The organism is Pirellulales bacterium (assembly GCA_035533075.1).
Lineage (GTDB): Bacteria > Planctomycetota > Planctomycetia > Pirellulales > JAICIG01 > DASSFG01.
Map to the genome: position 1 here is coordinate 1 of DATLUO010000212.1, position 14,438 is coordinate 14,438.

The 14,438-nt window shown below is 61.3% G+C and carries 10 protein-coding genes; 1 reads left to right on the forward strand and 9 read right to left on the reverse strand.

The window, feature by feature from the left end:
* Positions 1 to 282: 282 nt before the first annotated feature.
* Together VNH11_27005 and VNH11_27010 are read right to left on the reverse strand one after the other, a co-directional pair.
* Positions 283 to 573 (reverse strand): fumarylacetoacetate hydrolase family protein, encoded by a 291-nt coding sequence (locus tag VNH11_27005; GenBank protein HVA50045.1) that lies wholly within the window; start codon positions 571 to 573, stop codon positions 283 to 285.
* Between the two features lie 262 nt (positions 574 to 835).
* Positions 836 to 2,422 (reverse strand): glycosyltransferase family 39 protein, encoded by a 1,587-nt coding sequence (locus VNH11_27010; protein ID HVA50046.1) that lies wholly within the window; start codon positions 2,420 to 2,422, stop codon positions 836 to 838.
* Between the two features lie 192 nt (positions 2,423 to 2,614).
* Here VNH11_27010 and opgC point away from each other — a divergent pair, with 192 nt between their 5' ends.
* On the forward strand, positions 2,615 to 3,832 hold the full coding sequence (opgC, locus tag VNH11_27015) for an OpgC domain-containing protein (protein ID HVA50047.1): 1,218 nt from the start codon (positions 2,615 to 2,617) through the stop codon (positions 3,830 to 3,832).
* Between the two features lie 274 nt (positions 3,833 to 4,106).
* On the opposite strand, the gene VNH11_27020 is transcribed toward opgC, so the two are convergent.
* From VNH11_27020 to VNH11_27050, 7 genes are all read right to left on the reverse strand, one after another.
* Positions 4,107 to 5,885 carry a cysteine peptidase family C39 domain-containing protein gene (locus VNH11_27020; GenBank protein ID HVA50048.1) on the reverse strand — a complete coding sequence of 593 codons (1,779 nt, stop codon included), beginning with the start codon at positions 5,883 to 5,885 and terminating at the stop codon, positions 4,107 to 4,109.
* 937 nt (positions 5,886 to 6,822) lie between these two features.
* Positions 6,823 to 7,770 carry a hypothetical protein gene (locus tag VNH11_27025; protein HVA50049.1) on the reverse strand — a complete coding sequence of 316 codons (948 nt, stop codon included), beginning with the start codon at positions 7,768 to 7,770 and terminating at the stop codon, positions 6,823 to 6,825.
* 635 nt (positions 7,771 to 8,405) lie between these two features.
* Positions 8,406 to 9,266: a fumarylacetoacetate hydrolase family protein gene (locus VNH11_27030; GenBank protein HVA50050.1), complete on the reverse strand. Its 861-nt coding sequence runs from the start codon at positions 9,264 to 9,266 to the stop codon at positions 8,406 to 8,408.
* A 164-nt stretch (positions 9,267 to 9,430) separates the two neighbouring features.
* On the reverse strand, positions 9,431 to 10,429 hold the full coding sequence (locus VNH11_27035) for an RluA family pseudouridine synthase (GenBank protein ID HVA50051.1): 999 nt from the start codon (positions 10,427 to 10,429) through the stop codon (positions 9,431 to 9,433).
* 121 nt (positions 10,430 to 10,550) lie between these two features.
* Positions 10,551 to 11,369, reverse strand: a complete 819-nt coding sequence (locus VNH11_27040) for a hypothetical protein (protein HVA50052.1) — start codon at positions 11,367 to 11,369, stop codon at positions 10,551 to 10,553.
* Between the two features lie 131 nt (positions 11,370 to 11,500).
* Positions 11,501 to 11,707 (reverse strand): hypothetical protein, encoded by a 207-nt coding sequence (locus VNH11_27045; GenBank protein HVA50053.1) that lies wholly within the window; start codon positions 11,705 to 11,707, stop codon positions 11,501 to 11,503.
* 189 nt (positions 11,708 to 11,896) lie between these two features.
* Positions 11,897 to 14,377 carry a WD40 repeat domain-containing protein gene (locus VNH11_27050; GenBank protein HVA50054.1) on the reverse strand — a complete coding sequence of 827 codons (2,481 nt, stop codon included), beginning with the start codon at positions 14,375 to 14,377 and terminating at the stop codon, positions 11,897 to 11,899.
* Positions 14,378 to 14,438 lie beyond the last annotated feature (61 nt).

Below are 14,438 nucleotides of genomic sequence, written 5' to 3' on the forward strand. Positions count from 1 at the left end.
AATTTATCAGCCACGCGGGCTGACCAAGCCGACGCGAGCTCTGTCTCGCGAATTACGGCTCAACGACTGCTGTTTTGCCGCCGCACCCAACGCGACGGCCGGCTCGAACTATGTCCGGAAACCGCGAAACTTGAACTTAGAGACCGTCTTACTTAAGTCTAGCCGGCATAGCATCTGCGTCGACAGGTCAACCACGCGACATGGTGTTCGACCACTTCATCGTCTGGTAGCAGGCAGGCTACCGAATCGGGTGGTGCTTGCAAGGAAGAGGCTTGGCATCGCCTACCCCTGAACGACCGAATTCACCAGCGTGCCAATGCCGTCGATGGTGATGTTCACGATGTCGCCCGCCTTGAGACGGAAATCGTCGTCGGGCACGATGCCTGTGCCGGTCAGCAAGATCGCACCATAGCGAAACGTGTTGTCGCGGCCGAGATAGTCGATCAGGTCGCGAAATGTGCGGTGCATCTGCGCCGCGTTGGTCCGCCCCTCGAACACGATCGCGTGCCGGCGAAGCACGGCCAAATGGATGCCGATATGGATGCCGATGTCGGCCGGCGTCGCCGTTGGCAACGCTGGGCCTGGAACCGGCCGCGTCTTCCTTTGTGCCGCTGCAGCAGAATCCGGAAGAATTCTGACGGTGTCGGCGATCATTCGCGGCCGCGCCGATGCGCAGGAGTTAGTCAAGACTCCGGCGCTCCTGAAGCGGCGCGAAAAAGAACGGCCGCGTGCAACGCGGTTGATGATACGCGTAGGGAACGTGTCAAGGAACTGGGTCAACACGAGAATCATTACAAATGCGTAATGTCTGGAATAGGCCCAGGCCCGACCACCGCTACGGTCTAGTTGCGCGTGGTTGGACTCGGTAGATGTAGATCGAATAACCGGCCCTTGAAACCGGCAATAGTCGCAAGAATTGGCTGTCGTCGGGATTGCCTCTTGCCTGCCAGTGCCGATAGGCACGGAGATGGTTGACGCTGATGGCGTACCAGCCCGGCTTCAGCGGACCGGCGATCGCTGCCGTCGCGAATGGCATTCCAGGGGCCGTGGCCTCGTGCGGAAGCGGCATGGCCTCGATGCCGGCGGTTTTGGGATCCACAGTGCCAAAATATGAGACGTAGAGAGGAACTGCCGCCGAATGCGCCTGCGTCCAACGCGCGAGGTACAAGAGATCCTGGCCCCAATCGATGTTGGCGTCGACGAGATGCGAATGGCCGCGCATCGGCCCGCCGACGGTCTCGTTGAAGTAGGATAAGCAGTGGGGATACACCGCCATTGCGCTGATGATCGACCAGCTGAGGCAGGCGGCTGAAACAAGGCCCAGCGAACGATGGCCAAGTGGGACCGCGCGGGCAGTTTTGCTGACCGAAACAAAGGCAAATGGAAAGGCCGGAAGGAGGTATCGAAAGTGCCGGCTGAATCCCGTTTGCGAACTGACTATCAGCAGGACGATGATTGCCGGAGCCACGACGACCGCTTCGTTCATGGCGCCAGCCGAATAACCTCGGCGCGCTGTGAGCCCGGCCGCCAACAACGCCAGAACCAAGGTGCCGGATGGCACCTTGATCGTGAGTGCATAGAGATAGTAGTGCCACCATCCGCCCAGGCGCTGTTCTCCGCGCAGGAAAGAAAGCTTGCCGCGCTCGAAGTCCGATTTCTGGATATCGATGCCTTCCAAATAGCTCGATGGGAGCGGGACCGCGAGACACCCGAGCCAACTCCCGGCAAAACGGTTGCCCCCCCGGACTTCCACCTCTGGACCGGCGAGAAGGCTGCTGACGAATTTGAAATCGCGTAACCGTCGAAACGACCCCTCAAAACCGTAGCCGAGATTGATTAAGTACACCGCCGTCAGCAAGGCAGCCGACAACTGACGCGCTTCGGGCCACCGGCTTCGCCTCGTCCGCGTCCGGTGGTTGACCAAAGCCCAAACCAGCCACAGTGCGGGCAGCAGAGGGAACAGCACGATCCAGGTGGTTTTTGCCAATTCAGCGAATCCGAGGGCGGCTCCGGTCGTCAACGCGCGAAGCCAGCATGGATCCGCAAGCCAGCGATGAAAGCAGTAGCCGCACATGACGCCCAAGGCCGCCGCACCGGCGTCTGGCGTGATCATCGCCGCGTTGCCTAAGATATTGGGTGAGAACGACCAAAGCGCCGCGGCCACAATGCCCGGCGCCGGCCCGTAAAGCCATCGCGCCCACCGATAGCAGAAATAACCGCCGACCAGGCTAAACGGGATGCAGGCCCAGCGCGCCAACGTGAAATACCAGAAGACTTTGGCGCCGTTAGCTTTGACGAACGCGTCGCCAACCGCGAATTCGGCACGGTTGCCCGGATCGAAACTGTATGATGACCAATCGGTTTTCGCGCCGGCAACAACCACCGGGATCGCGGCGACCGATCGCACCAGCGGAGGGTTCACGCGATAAAGGTCGAACCGTGCGAAAAGCAAGTGGCTGATGCCCGCGGGGAGATGGGCCACTTCATCGATCGTGGGGCTGTTGCGATAATCGATCCATGCTAAAAGCAGGGCGTGCGTGGCGAGGATTGCTGCGACAACGCATGAAGCTCGGTCCCCAAAGCCACGGCGGGCGTCACGAAGCGCCGAACGAACATGCCCGACCAAAAGTCAACCTCAACAGTCAGTGAAAACGTCGCGAGCGGATGCTCCATGATAGCCGGTTCGAACGCAACGGGAAATACGCCGGCCATTGGCTTGTGCGACGCTTCTTCGATTCGCGACCGGCGGGTCGATTTTATTCGCGGAGCCGCATTGCTGCTGATCTACAGCGACCACATATCCGGAAACCTGCTCGCTGAGTATACGCTCTACTCGGTGGGCTTCGCCGACATGGCGGAGGTTTTCGTCTTCATATCAGGGTACGTAGGCGGAATCGCCTATTACAGACGGATGTCGGCGAAGGGCTTTTGGTCATGTCAAAAGAAGGCGCTCTATCGGGTTGGCCAACTCTATTTTGCTCATTTGGCGTCGGTGGCTGTTCTGATTTTGGTCTTGGCACTCCACCAATATGCACGCTCCCCCGGCGGCGCCGTTGTCCCGTGGTATCGCAGCGTCGAAGCGACGCCCGCGCAATCCTTGATTGATCTTGCGCTCCTACGAGGCTACCCACAGCACTTGGCAATCCTTCCGCTCTACATGGTCTTGCTGCTGGTCTTGCCCTCGGCGCTCGCCGCCGGCCGAAGGTCTATTGCGATCCCGGTCACCGTCTCGCTTCTTCTTTATCTCGCGGTTCCGGTATTTCCGCGATTGTTTGGCGTCCCGCGTCGCTGGGAGGCCGCCTGTTTTTTCAACCCATTCGCTTGGCAGCTTCTCTTTATGACGGGTGCGTTGCTCGGCACCTCCCCCGCGGCGAAACGGTTTATTCCGCGGAGCCCACTCGCATTCTTCTTAGGGGTCGCACTCATCCAGGCGTCGCTACTCATGCAAATCGCCTACCCGCGGCATTTAATTCCCTTGATCGACAAGCAGGACATGCAACCACTCCGCCTTGTGTTTTTCTTCTGCATGCTGGTCGTGGGGCGCTGCCTGCTTCGGGGCGAGCGACCGGCCCCCAACTTCTGGGATAGCCCTCTCGCACGACCGATCGTTCGGTGCGGCGAAAGCCCGTTGCCGGTATTTTGCGCCGGTGCCGTCCTGTCAACCCTGGCTAGTTGGCTGATCAACATGCACCAGCTTGGCCTTGTGGCGCAGATGCTGATCAACTTCGCGGGTTGGTTGGCGTGCTTCGCCGTCGCCACCGTGGCGAGTCGCGCGCGTTTGTGGCTGCGAGGCGAGGCACGACACGCAGCCGCAGTCCCGCTTCACGTCTAGCATCTTGAGTTCGCACGCTAATCGGTTTTGACAAACGAAACGCGCACGAAGTCTTCTGGAGAGCGGGACGCGTGAGCGTCCCGGTAAGCCCACGATACGAAGAGGCTATTTGGTGCGATGCCGCTCTGCGATCATTGTATTACCGGGAGGCTCACGCATCACGCATCCCGCTCGCGTGCCGGTAGGACTACGCGCCTAGTTTCTCAAAACCGATCAGGACGGCGCAGATCGAGCAGACAATCGCCGCTCAGTGGCGGGATGGCCGGGCAGCGCGTCACGTCTCTATAACTTGGTGATCGGCGCGAGAACCAAATTCCTGGCCTCCTCGAGTCCGGTAACGCCATACCGAACCAATTGATATGAGCGTCAAACCAAGTGCGAGCAAAACAGTCGGCCTTGCAACCGAATGTCGCCGTGGGACGAGAATGTATCCGGAAAAATCCGAGACGAAGCCGCGTTCTGGATCCCACTGGAATGTTTCACGCATCGGGTCGATGGTCGCCAAGTTCTGCTTTACGCTGTCGCGCCCGACGACCACGACGAAATGCCCTGTTTTTGCTTTCAGTCCCGAGATGCCGTGAAGAATGAAGGGGAACGGAACGTCGGCTAACTCATTCGGATGGACGAAACGAACGTCCGCTGGCACGTCAAATGCGCTTGCCGCGTCCGACAGATCTGCCATGGTGCATCCGCGGACGGGGTCGCACTTCACTCGGTCCTTTACCTGGTCCAAGGTGACGTTCTTTCCGAGCAGCTTAAGGAGCACGAAGAGCGAGTTTGGCCCACAGGCGTTCATCTCCAGCCATGCTGGCTTCCATAACCACTCGCCTTTATCGTCCACCATTTTCGCATGATCGCGCGCGGGCCACATGACAGCATGTTCCCGGGCGGTGGCGCCAGCGGCGAAGTTGCAGATAGCGACCAGGACGGCCGCGGCGGCCTTCTTGCGACGCAAGAAAACGTAGATCGCCACCAAAGCAAGGAGAAGCGCGTTAACAATGATGATTGGACCGATGATGCCGGTCCGCCGCGTCACGCGTGCGGACTCCTTTGCCTCGCCCAACGCTTTCTCAAACGGGTCACCTTGCTCATCCGTTACCGTGTAGTTGATTTTTCGAATTTGATCGGTCACGTGCGTACCAACCGGGAGTTGTACGGAGATAAGGCCTTCTGGGGCCCGGGAAAGGTCAATGTGGCTTACTTCGTACGTCGACCGGTTGGCGACCGTGTCCCATTCTGCCTCGGTCACTGTTTCCGGCGCCACGTAGCTATCGACGACTTGCCGAAAGCACAACCAAAGGCCCGGTTTGATCTCCCTAAAGTCGGAATTATCTACTTGTCGCGCGCGGGGTCCATTCACCTTCCAACGAAAAATTCGGCGATGCACCGCGAAACCGTGGTCTACGTCGACCCAGATTTTGTCCATGCCGGGCCATTCGATGACCCAGCAAGTGTTGCCATCAACCGGCTCTGGTTCCCGGAGCACCTTGTACTCTGCTGCGTTCGCGCTCAAGAAATCTGGCAACAGGGGCCTGCGCAAGAACTGATGAAGCATCGATTTCTTATCGCGCGCTGCCTCGTCGTATGACCTACCAATCGACTCAATGACCTGCCGGTAAGGGTTAAACCCGGCGTTCTCGAGGTGGTGCCAGCCGTGGAGGACATTGAAATTGTCCTTGGGTGCAAGAAAGACATATCGGTTCTCTTGCGTCCAATCCAACGACACGCCGCCTCTTAAGATATACACGCGCGGCTCAGCGGACACCGATACCTCTGGGGTTTCCATCGGATCCAAGGATCTCGCCTCTTGATACCATGCGCTGCCGTTGCGACCAAGGAGCCATTCGACGCGTTGCAGCGCGCCCGTAGCTCCCATGTTAAGCGATTCGATACGCGTGTATCTCAATGTGAGCTTGCCGGACTCAAAGAAGGCACGCTCGGCACGGCTCAGGCCGTCGGTTATGAATTCGACGCTCGGCGGCTCAACGTCACGTCCGTACACAGCATACGACATTATTACCAACACTATCACCGGCACGCTACTGATTCTCATGATTCCGAGAGCGCAAAGGTCGATTCACACCTTACACCACCCAACCGCTCACGATCGCTCGAGGCGCCGCCAACTTCTGCCAGCACGGCCGGAGCGTAGCTGAGCCGTGCCGGCAGCGAACATCAGCGCTCAGTGATCAACTGCCCGCACAATGCTTGGTCAGGTTGAGCGGCGTGTACAAGCACTTATTCCCCACGATGCAGGGAATCGGTCTACCCTCAGGCGAACCCAGCGGGTAGTCATAGATTGATGGGACCATGACGATGATTCCGCAGTCGGTGCAAGCTGTAGTGGTGTTTGACTCATTAGGGGTATAGCACTGACCGCCCCAAACATTTGCCGCCTCGACAAGTGAAACAGCACGACCTGGATTAGCCGAAGGGAGCAGTCCCGCGCATAGAGGCGCCACAATACAGCAAAGGCCTATGGTGCGAATTCGTTTCATACTTTCTCTCCAAAACAAATGATCAAAGCTTTCGTACAGAAACTTCATAGTCGTCTATGTGCGGTGTGTGCGGTGTTGCCTCCTTTTCACTTGGATGTGGATGGAATGCCCCCGCCCTCAGAACGCCTCGGAACTCTGACTGCATTGAACGTCCAGCCCCCACCCCTGGAACGGCAAATTTTTCCGGCCTCCCAACAACGGGTCCACAGCGCATACGGGTCAACGCCGCGCAGTAGACATATCGCCCTCGCAGCATGGCTGCATGGTAAAAGCGATTTGATTGAACGCAGCCGCATTTCTGGCTGAGCGTTGATATCGGCGATTAGGGCTGCCGCCGCGCGTTTTACTACATCGCGGCTGGGGCGAGCCGATGAGGGCGCCAGCGCGATCCATTCAAGGTGGTGGCCCGCAATGGTAATCCTATCCATAACGTCGTCCCACCAAATGCGGTTGCACTCGTAGGCGCCGGGCCACGACAAATCCCAGCCGCCCTCAGGGCGCTGGGAGCGCTCCAGCAGCTTCGACAGGCGCGCGAGCCATTGCAGCGCCGCGCGGCGTGATGAGATTCGACAGAATTGGGCAATGGTCATCGCACCGCAGGATGACTGTTACGGCATAGGGTGTGTGGCACCCCCCACATGCACCTTTACCGTACGGCTGCAACAACAACTCGCCGAGGAGATCGTCAAACGAATGTATGGCGCCGAGTCGGTCTGTCCACGCACTCTCCGGAGCCAGCCAAAACGCAAGTGCAACCGCCATAAACTCTCCCTCGCCCGACAGCGTGAACCGAACGGTTGCGTCGCGCAATAGATCAGCTACTGTGCCTAGTCGTCCCGATTCCGTCTCTATCGGCGTCGACAGCGGCAGCCGAGCCTCGCCGAGCACCATTAGAAGCTGGCCGTGGTGCCCCTCACCGCCCGATCCCGCCGCATCTGCGGAGCCTGCCCTGACAACGCGGATGCCAAAGGGCGAATCAAGCAGGTAACTACCGCCGCCTGGAACGGTAGATGCATTGCAGAGCTTGTCGCTCAACAGGATCTGCGTTGCTGCCGCGCCGGACCAAGGTATCCCGAGCACTCGATCGGAGAAGGACGCGGCCGGTCCCCACAAGCGCAATTCGTGGAGCAGCAAGGTGACTGTCGGCGGGTTCCAGTTAGGGAGACTCGCGCACAGCGCCTCGACCGCTTGCGATTCGGTCACAACGTCCTCGAGCCCGGGAATTGGGTCGATCCTGAGCGGCTGCTCACGGGCCTTGACCTCGACGGTTCCAGCTATCGCTGCCGGGATGCTCGTCGCGGCATCTCCGCGCGTCCCATGAGCCAACCGCAGATCAACTATAAATCCGCGAGCGGCCACCGCAACTAAGCCCACGCCACAGGCAGCGAGGGCAGCCTGCAAAAGCGATCGCACCTCTTTTTTCAACGTGCTCGGGAACATCCCTACGGCCTCCGCCGAAAAGTCCGGTCCTCGCCGAGATAATGAACTCCGGAAAAATCTGGGTGCCACCACCCGAAAGCGGTCGGCAAGCGATCCGGCAAAACACCGCCAACCTAACAAAAGGGAGCGCGGCAGGGAACCGCCGGGCAAGGCCAAAAGCATTAATAATTCGTAAGGTGCCGGTGGCGCGATTCCGTCCCGCGCGAGAGGAACTGCAACAAGACTTTGTGGCCCACAAGCCGCCGCTGATCTATCGCCGCCGCGACAAGGCCGACGACGCTCGCTATTTCCCGCCGCTCGTCGCCCCACAGCGGATCGCCGGTTTCGTCGTGGGCTTGAAAAGTCGCTCGACGCGCCTGAGTTTGGCGCATGGCTCGCGAAGACGACGGGCGGATCCGGCGCGTGCGAACCGCCGGACGAAGGTCGCCCCGAGGAACGTTGCGAGGCAGAACGGATGTGCGGAGAGGCTCTGCCTGGGCCACCGCCCAGGCGCTCGAAACGTGAAATCTTTCATCGTCGGCCGCGCGAAGTAGAACGATCAGTTGGTGCGTGTGTCGTCTTCGGCACGGTTCATCGACGGGACCAATTGAGGATCCGTGTCTCGTCAGCATAGCATCCCGATTCGACGGGTCAACTCACCCCTGCACCACCGAGTTCACCAGCGTCCCGATGCCGTCGATGGTGATGTTCACGATGTCGCCCGCCTTGAGGCGGAAATCGTCGTCGGGCACGATGCCCGTGCCGGTCAGCAAGATCGCACCATAGCGAAACGTGTTGTCGCGGCCGAGATAGTCGATCAGGTCGCGAAATGTGCGGTGCATCTGCGCCGCGTTGGTCCGCCCCTCGAACACGATCGCGTGCCGGCGAAGCACGGCCAGGTGAATGCCGATGTCGGCCGGCTCCGGCATGGCCTGAGCCAAGGTAATGCAAGGCCCCAACGAACACGATTGATCGTAGACCTTGGCTTGCGGCAGATAGAGCGGGTTTTCGCCTTCGATGTCGCGCGAGCTCACGTCGTTGCCGATGGTGAAGCCGGCCAACATCATCCGCGAATTGAGCACCAGGGCCAGTTCCGGCTCCGGCACGCTCCAGGCCGCGTCGAGCCGGATCCGCACCGGTTTATCCGGCCCGACCACACGGTACGGCATGGCCTTGAGGAACAACTCCGGCCGCGGCGCGTCGTAAACCTTGTCGTAACAGGCCGCGGCGCTGGTCGATTCTTCCATCCGCGCCGTCCGGCTGCGGATATACGTGACTCCCGCCGCCCAGACCTCCTGCCGATCGATGGGCGGCAAGAGCGTCACCGCGTCCAACGCCAGCCGGCCGGTGTCGGGATCGGCAAGCAAGTCGATCACGCCCAGCGGATCGTCGGCTTCCAGGATGTCGGTGAGCGTCTGATATTGGCCGGCGGTGGAAACCAGCGGCACGATCTCATCGCCGTCCAGCCGGCCCATGCGTTCGCCCTCGCCGTGCTGGGTGTATTTTACAAGCTTCATGGCAGTCTCTGCGCGTGGGTGGTTCTACGTGGCGAAAGAGGCGTTAGGCGATAGGCGTTAGGAAATGGGAGTCGCTCTAGGGATACTCAATACCTAACGCCTAACGCCTAACGCCCAATGCCTAACGCCTTGCCTCATGATTTGACAATCAAACGCGGCTGCAATCAATGGGACCGCGCACTTCGCCAGCGGCGCAGCGCTTCGATGACGCGCTCCAAATCGACCGGCAGCGGGGCGACAATCTCCAAGGGCTGACCCGTGTCGGGATGGGCCAGAGCCAGGCGTCGGGCGTGCAGGGCCTGGCGGTCGATGAGCACTTCGTCGTCGTCGGACACGCGACGCAGCTCGCCGCGCGTAAGCTTCGACCGACCCCCGTAGGCCCGATCGCAAAGCACCGGGCAGCCGATCGCCGCCAGGTGTACGCGAATCTGGTGCGTCCGGCCGGTCTTCGGCAGAATCCGCACGCTGCTGAAACCGTCGAACCGCTGGAGCACCTCATAGAAGCTCTGGGCGGGACGGCTGGCAGGGTCGGTCGGCCGGATGGCCATCTTTTCGCGCTGGTGCGGGTGAAAACCGATCGGCAGGTCGATGAGATCGCGGTCGCGGTCGGGTTGCCCCACGACGATGGCGAAATACTCTTTCGTCACGGTGCGGGCCTCGAACTGGTCGGCCAGGGCCTTGTGGGCGCGGTCGTGCTTGGCCACCACAATCACGCCGCTGGTATCGCGATCGAGCCGGTGTACGATGCCCGGCCGCGTCGGGCCGCCAAGCCCACTTAGGCGGTCGAAATGAAACTGCAACGCGCTGGCCAGCGTGCCGCGCCAATTGCCTTTGCCGGGATGGACCACCATGCCCGGCGGCTTGTTGATGGCCGCCAGCGCCGGGTCTTCGTAAAGGATTTCGAGCGGGATGTCGGCCGGCTCCGGCCCCTCGCGCGGCAGTTCGGGCAAAAAGACGGTGATTCGCTCGCCGGGGGCCACGCGGTGGCTCGCCCGCACGCGCTTTCCATCGACCTTGGCCGCGGCGGCGTTGATCACGCGGCGCAGGAACGTGCGGCTATAGCGGGGAAACTGCTGCGCCAGGAACCAGTCGAGTCGAGCGTCGGCCTGCGCGTCGGAAACGACAATTTCGATCGGCGCGGAAGAAAGTTCATCTGGCGGCATTGTTCGCTATGGACGGCCCCGCTCCTGTAGGGTGGGGCCAGCGAGCTTGCGAGCGCCGGCCCACCCTAAGGGACGTCGTCGCTTTCGGTGGGCCGGCGCTCGCAAGCTCGCTGGTCCCACCCTACGGTTGCACCTCGCCGCCATCGGCTTTCGCGTCTGGGACGTCCTCTTTCGGTGCATCGTCCTTCGGCTTGCTTTCCGGCTTTTCTCCGCCCAGGGTCATGCCCGACTGAAAGGGATGTTCCGGAAACTTGTTGAGGTCGAAATCGGGCTTGATGCCCGGAGTGCCCGGCCCTTTGGGCAATTTCGTCTCCGGCGATTGCTTGGCGAACCAATCATAGAAATCCTTCGTCGACTTGCGGTCGAGATCGGCCAGCCGGCTTTTGGCGAGCGAACTGAAGGCGCCGTCGGGCCAGTTGGCCAGCAAGGCGCGATATTGATCGCGCGCCGAGTCGAGTTCGTCCTTCGATTCGTAGGCTTCCGCCAGGCCGAAAGTGGCCCGTTCCGCCAGCAGCGATTCACCGGGCGCCTTTTCCAGCACGGCCCGATAGAGGTCCACCGCTTCTTCCAGCGCCTTGCGTGCGGCCGCGCGGTCTTTGAACAAATCGTCGACGCCCTTCGCGAGCTGGGTATCGGCCAGGCTCAACCGCGACCATTGCCCGGCGGGCGAGTCGGCCTGGTAATTGTTGGCCACTTCCTCCAGCCGCTCAAAGGTTTTGTTCGGGTCGGGCTGTTCCAGGGCCGAAAAATACTCTTCCCAGGCCTGGTTGGCGGTCGCTTCCCGCTTTTGATACCACAGGACCGAGGCAAATACGAGCACGGCCGCGGCCAGCACGCTCGCCGAGACGGCGGCGGAATAAGGCTTGAGGGCTTCGATTTTTTCACCGAGCCAGTCCGCCAACACATTCGTGGCCAGCTCGTGCCGGCGCTCGGTTTTCATAGCGTGATCTTCAAAGGAGGGCGGCGAAAGTTCGCGAAAAACAAAAGTCGGCAGCTCACCGCGGTCCAGCGCGCGACGGGCTTTCCGGCACATCGTCCAGCGCGGAGTATAGGCCGTGCGACGGAAAGCCGTCAAGGCGTCGCTTGGCGCTTCGCCTTTTGCACGTCGGCGGGCGCGACGCGCAGCCCTTCCAACTCGAACATGGCGACGATTTCCTTTACGCTTGCCCGTGGATAGAGCCGCACCTTTTCGCGGATGGCCCGGTCTCGCCCCAGCGGAGCGCCCACCTCGTCGCTATGGAACAGCGGTGGCGCTGAAGGCGGCTTGATGGTGCTCAACCGGCGCCCAGTCGCCTCTTTTTTTCCTGATCGGGTGGAAGCGTCCTTTCTCGTTACCGCTTTTTTCTTGGCCATTGGTCTGGGTTTCCTGTGCCAAAACGTTCGCGCTGAGCGCGCCGGAAAGTCACAGCGAACAATTATCGTGCCAGCGGCGTGCCAAATGGGGCCTTGCGGCGCAGCTTTCCCGTTTCAAGAAGTCGCCGTCGGATACGACGTCGTTTCAGCGACGCCTTGCCACCATGCTTGCCAATTCGCGATGGCCGATCCAAGAGACTGACCAGAGATCCACTCCTGCGACCAAACGGCTTCGCGGCGAAGTTCTTCGTCGTGGCCATCGAGCAAGGCGATCAACCGATCGGCACCCAGCAAGTAGCCGTGCTCGCCCAGTTCTCGGATGGCGGTCACGCGTTCGCCCGGAAGTGTGTCGGTGGAAGCCAGCCTGGCAATTGGCCCCTCCATGAGATACGTCGCCAAATGCGCCGGCGGCGGGTAATGCTCGCCGGTTCCTTGTTCGTCGACCCATGTTTGCCACCTGTTAAGGAGTTCCTCGAAGGGACAGTCGAAGTGCCGGGCGAAAGCTTCGGCCGGTCGCTTGCGGCGATCGGGGTCGTTGAAGAACCGCTGAAACGCCAGCCGTCTTTCGGGCGTCGCCCCGCGTCCGCAAAGAAATTCCATCACCGACCACGTCTGGGCCGCGAACTGCTGGCTCCAGGCGAAGTGCTTGAGATCGTTATGACGCAGATGTTTTCGCCAGTTGCGATTGACGGTGCCGGCGAGGAATTCGCCGGCGCCAATGGTCCGACCTGAGGCGCGGCCGGCCAGCACCCGTCGCTGCAGCCGCGCAAGCTCGTGATACTCGTTGTCGTGCGACAGCGCCGCCGCCAGCCCCTGGTCGATCCAGGCCGCGGGCGATCGGCCGTCCAGCGATTCGAGCAGATGATAGGTGAGCAGCCATCGCAACGTGACCCGCGGATCGGCGCTGTGCTGTCGTAGCGGGCTTTCGGCGACGAGCAGCCGCCGACCCGGCGCCCGCAGATAAACGCTCTTGCTGAGAAAGTGCGGGGCAAGCTGTATGCCCAGTCCTGCCAAATAGCTCGCCAGCGCCTGACCGTCTTCAAAGAAGAACGTGCGGACCGTCGGTGGGGGCGGACTAAGGCCGACCACGGACCGCAATCGATCGCGGGCGGCTTCGGCCTCCCTTTCCAGCATCTCGACCAGCGAGGTGCCGGGTGCCGACCAAGTCAGCATGTCGCCGATTTGCCGTGTTGTGCCCTGTGTGCCGGCGGCCCGTTCTGCGATCGCAAAATCGCGCGCCGGATTGGCGGCGCGCGCCAACTTCCATCGCAGCCTTGCGTAGACGATGCCGATGCCCAGGGCGATCGATCCCGCTAAGACCCCAAGGGGCAGCGGCGCGACTTCCCGGAGCTTGGCACCGTTACCGGACCTCACGACCACCATCAATACAAAGCCTAGCATCAGTGCCATGAAATAGCCGACAACGCTTGCTCGTTTCTTTTTGCGTTGCGAGCCGGGCGTGAGCGTTTTCGCTTGCTCGAAGCGAAGGCGGACCTTTTTTCGCGCACGTCGAAGGGCAAACACGATGAGCCAGATCGTCATTCCCGCCAGCGCCGGCCAGAGGGGCGGCTCAGGCATTTTCTCGAAAAGTCTTTTGCGCAGCCGGAACGTGCCGCCGTCCCAAAGATCGATCCTGCCGACGCCCTCCGTCAATAAGCTTTCGCCTCGCACGTCCGCGGCCAGGTGAAGCGTCGGCCCCATCGACAGCGGTTCGAACCGACCGCCGCCGTGTACGAGTCCGGTCCGACTGCCGGCGACGGCGAGCGTTCGCCCGTCGGCAACGAAGGTCAGGGCAGCAAAGGCCGCATCGTCGGGCAGCGTCTTCGTTTCCCGCTGGCCCGACTTCCATTGCCAGGTTTCAATGGTCGTGTTCGAATCATCGACGTCCTCGGATGTTCCGCGCAGGATCGCGATCGTTTGTCCGTCAGGCGACCAGGCCATATCCTGACACCAGCACTCGTCACCGCCGACGTCCGTTTGCGCCACGAGCGCCAGGGTGGCCGCGTCGTAGACTTTCAACTCGTTGGCCCCCGTGGTGACGGCAAGCACCGTTCCGTCGGGCGAGAATTTGGCGCGGAGGCCTTCGCTGGCGATGGTCCGCGGGGGGCGGTCGTTGTCGAGAGAGTGGATGGCCGTTCCGCGCCTGCGGTCTTGCACGAGCAGCAGATGTTGCCTGGGCGAGAAGGCGATTTGTGCCCCGAGCGTCGCCGCTGGAATGGTCTTGAGAACCTTGACGGCGCCGACGTCCCACAGGTCGATTCCGCGGCGCGGCCGGTTCCCCTTGCGTTGCCAACCGCGTGTAACGACGGCCTGTTTTCCGTCGGGCGAGAGGGCGAGTTGACCGGCAAGACCAAAACTACCCCGCGTCCGCAATGTGGCCTTGAACATGCCCGATGTGTCCCAGATAAGGACCTTTCCGTCACCCATCAATGCCCCGCAGGTCGAGCCGTCGGCCGAGACCGCGAGAGAAACAACCATGTCCTGACGGGCGGCCAGTCGGTGCGTGCGCCGATAGATCGGCACCACGATCGCCAACCCCAGGGCGGCGAACGTGACCCAAAACAGCAAACCGGCGAGTGTGAAACGACGAGCCATCGATGATGCCGACCAGGAGCGTTTGGGGCCGCTGACAAGCTGGGCCGCACTTAGTTATCCC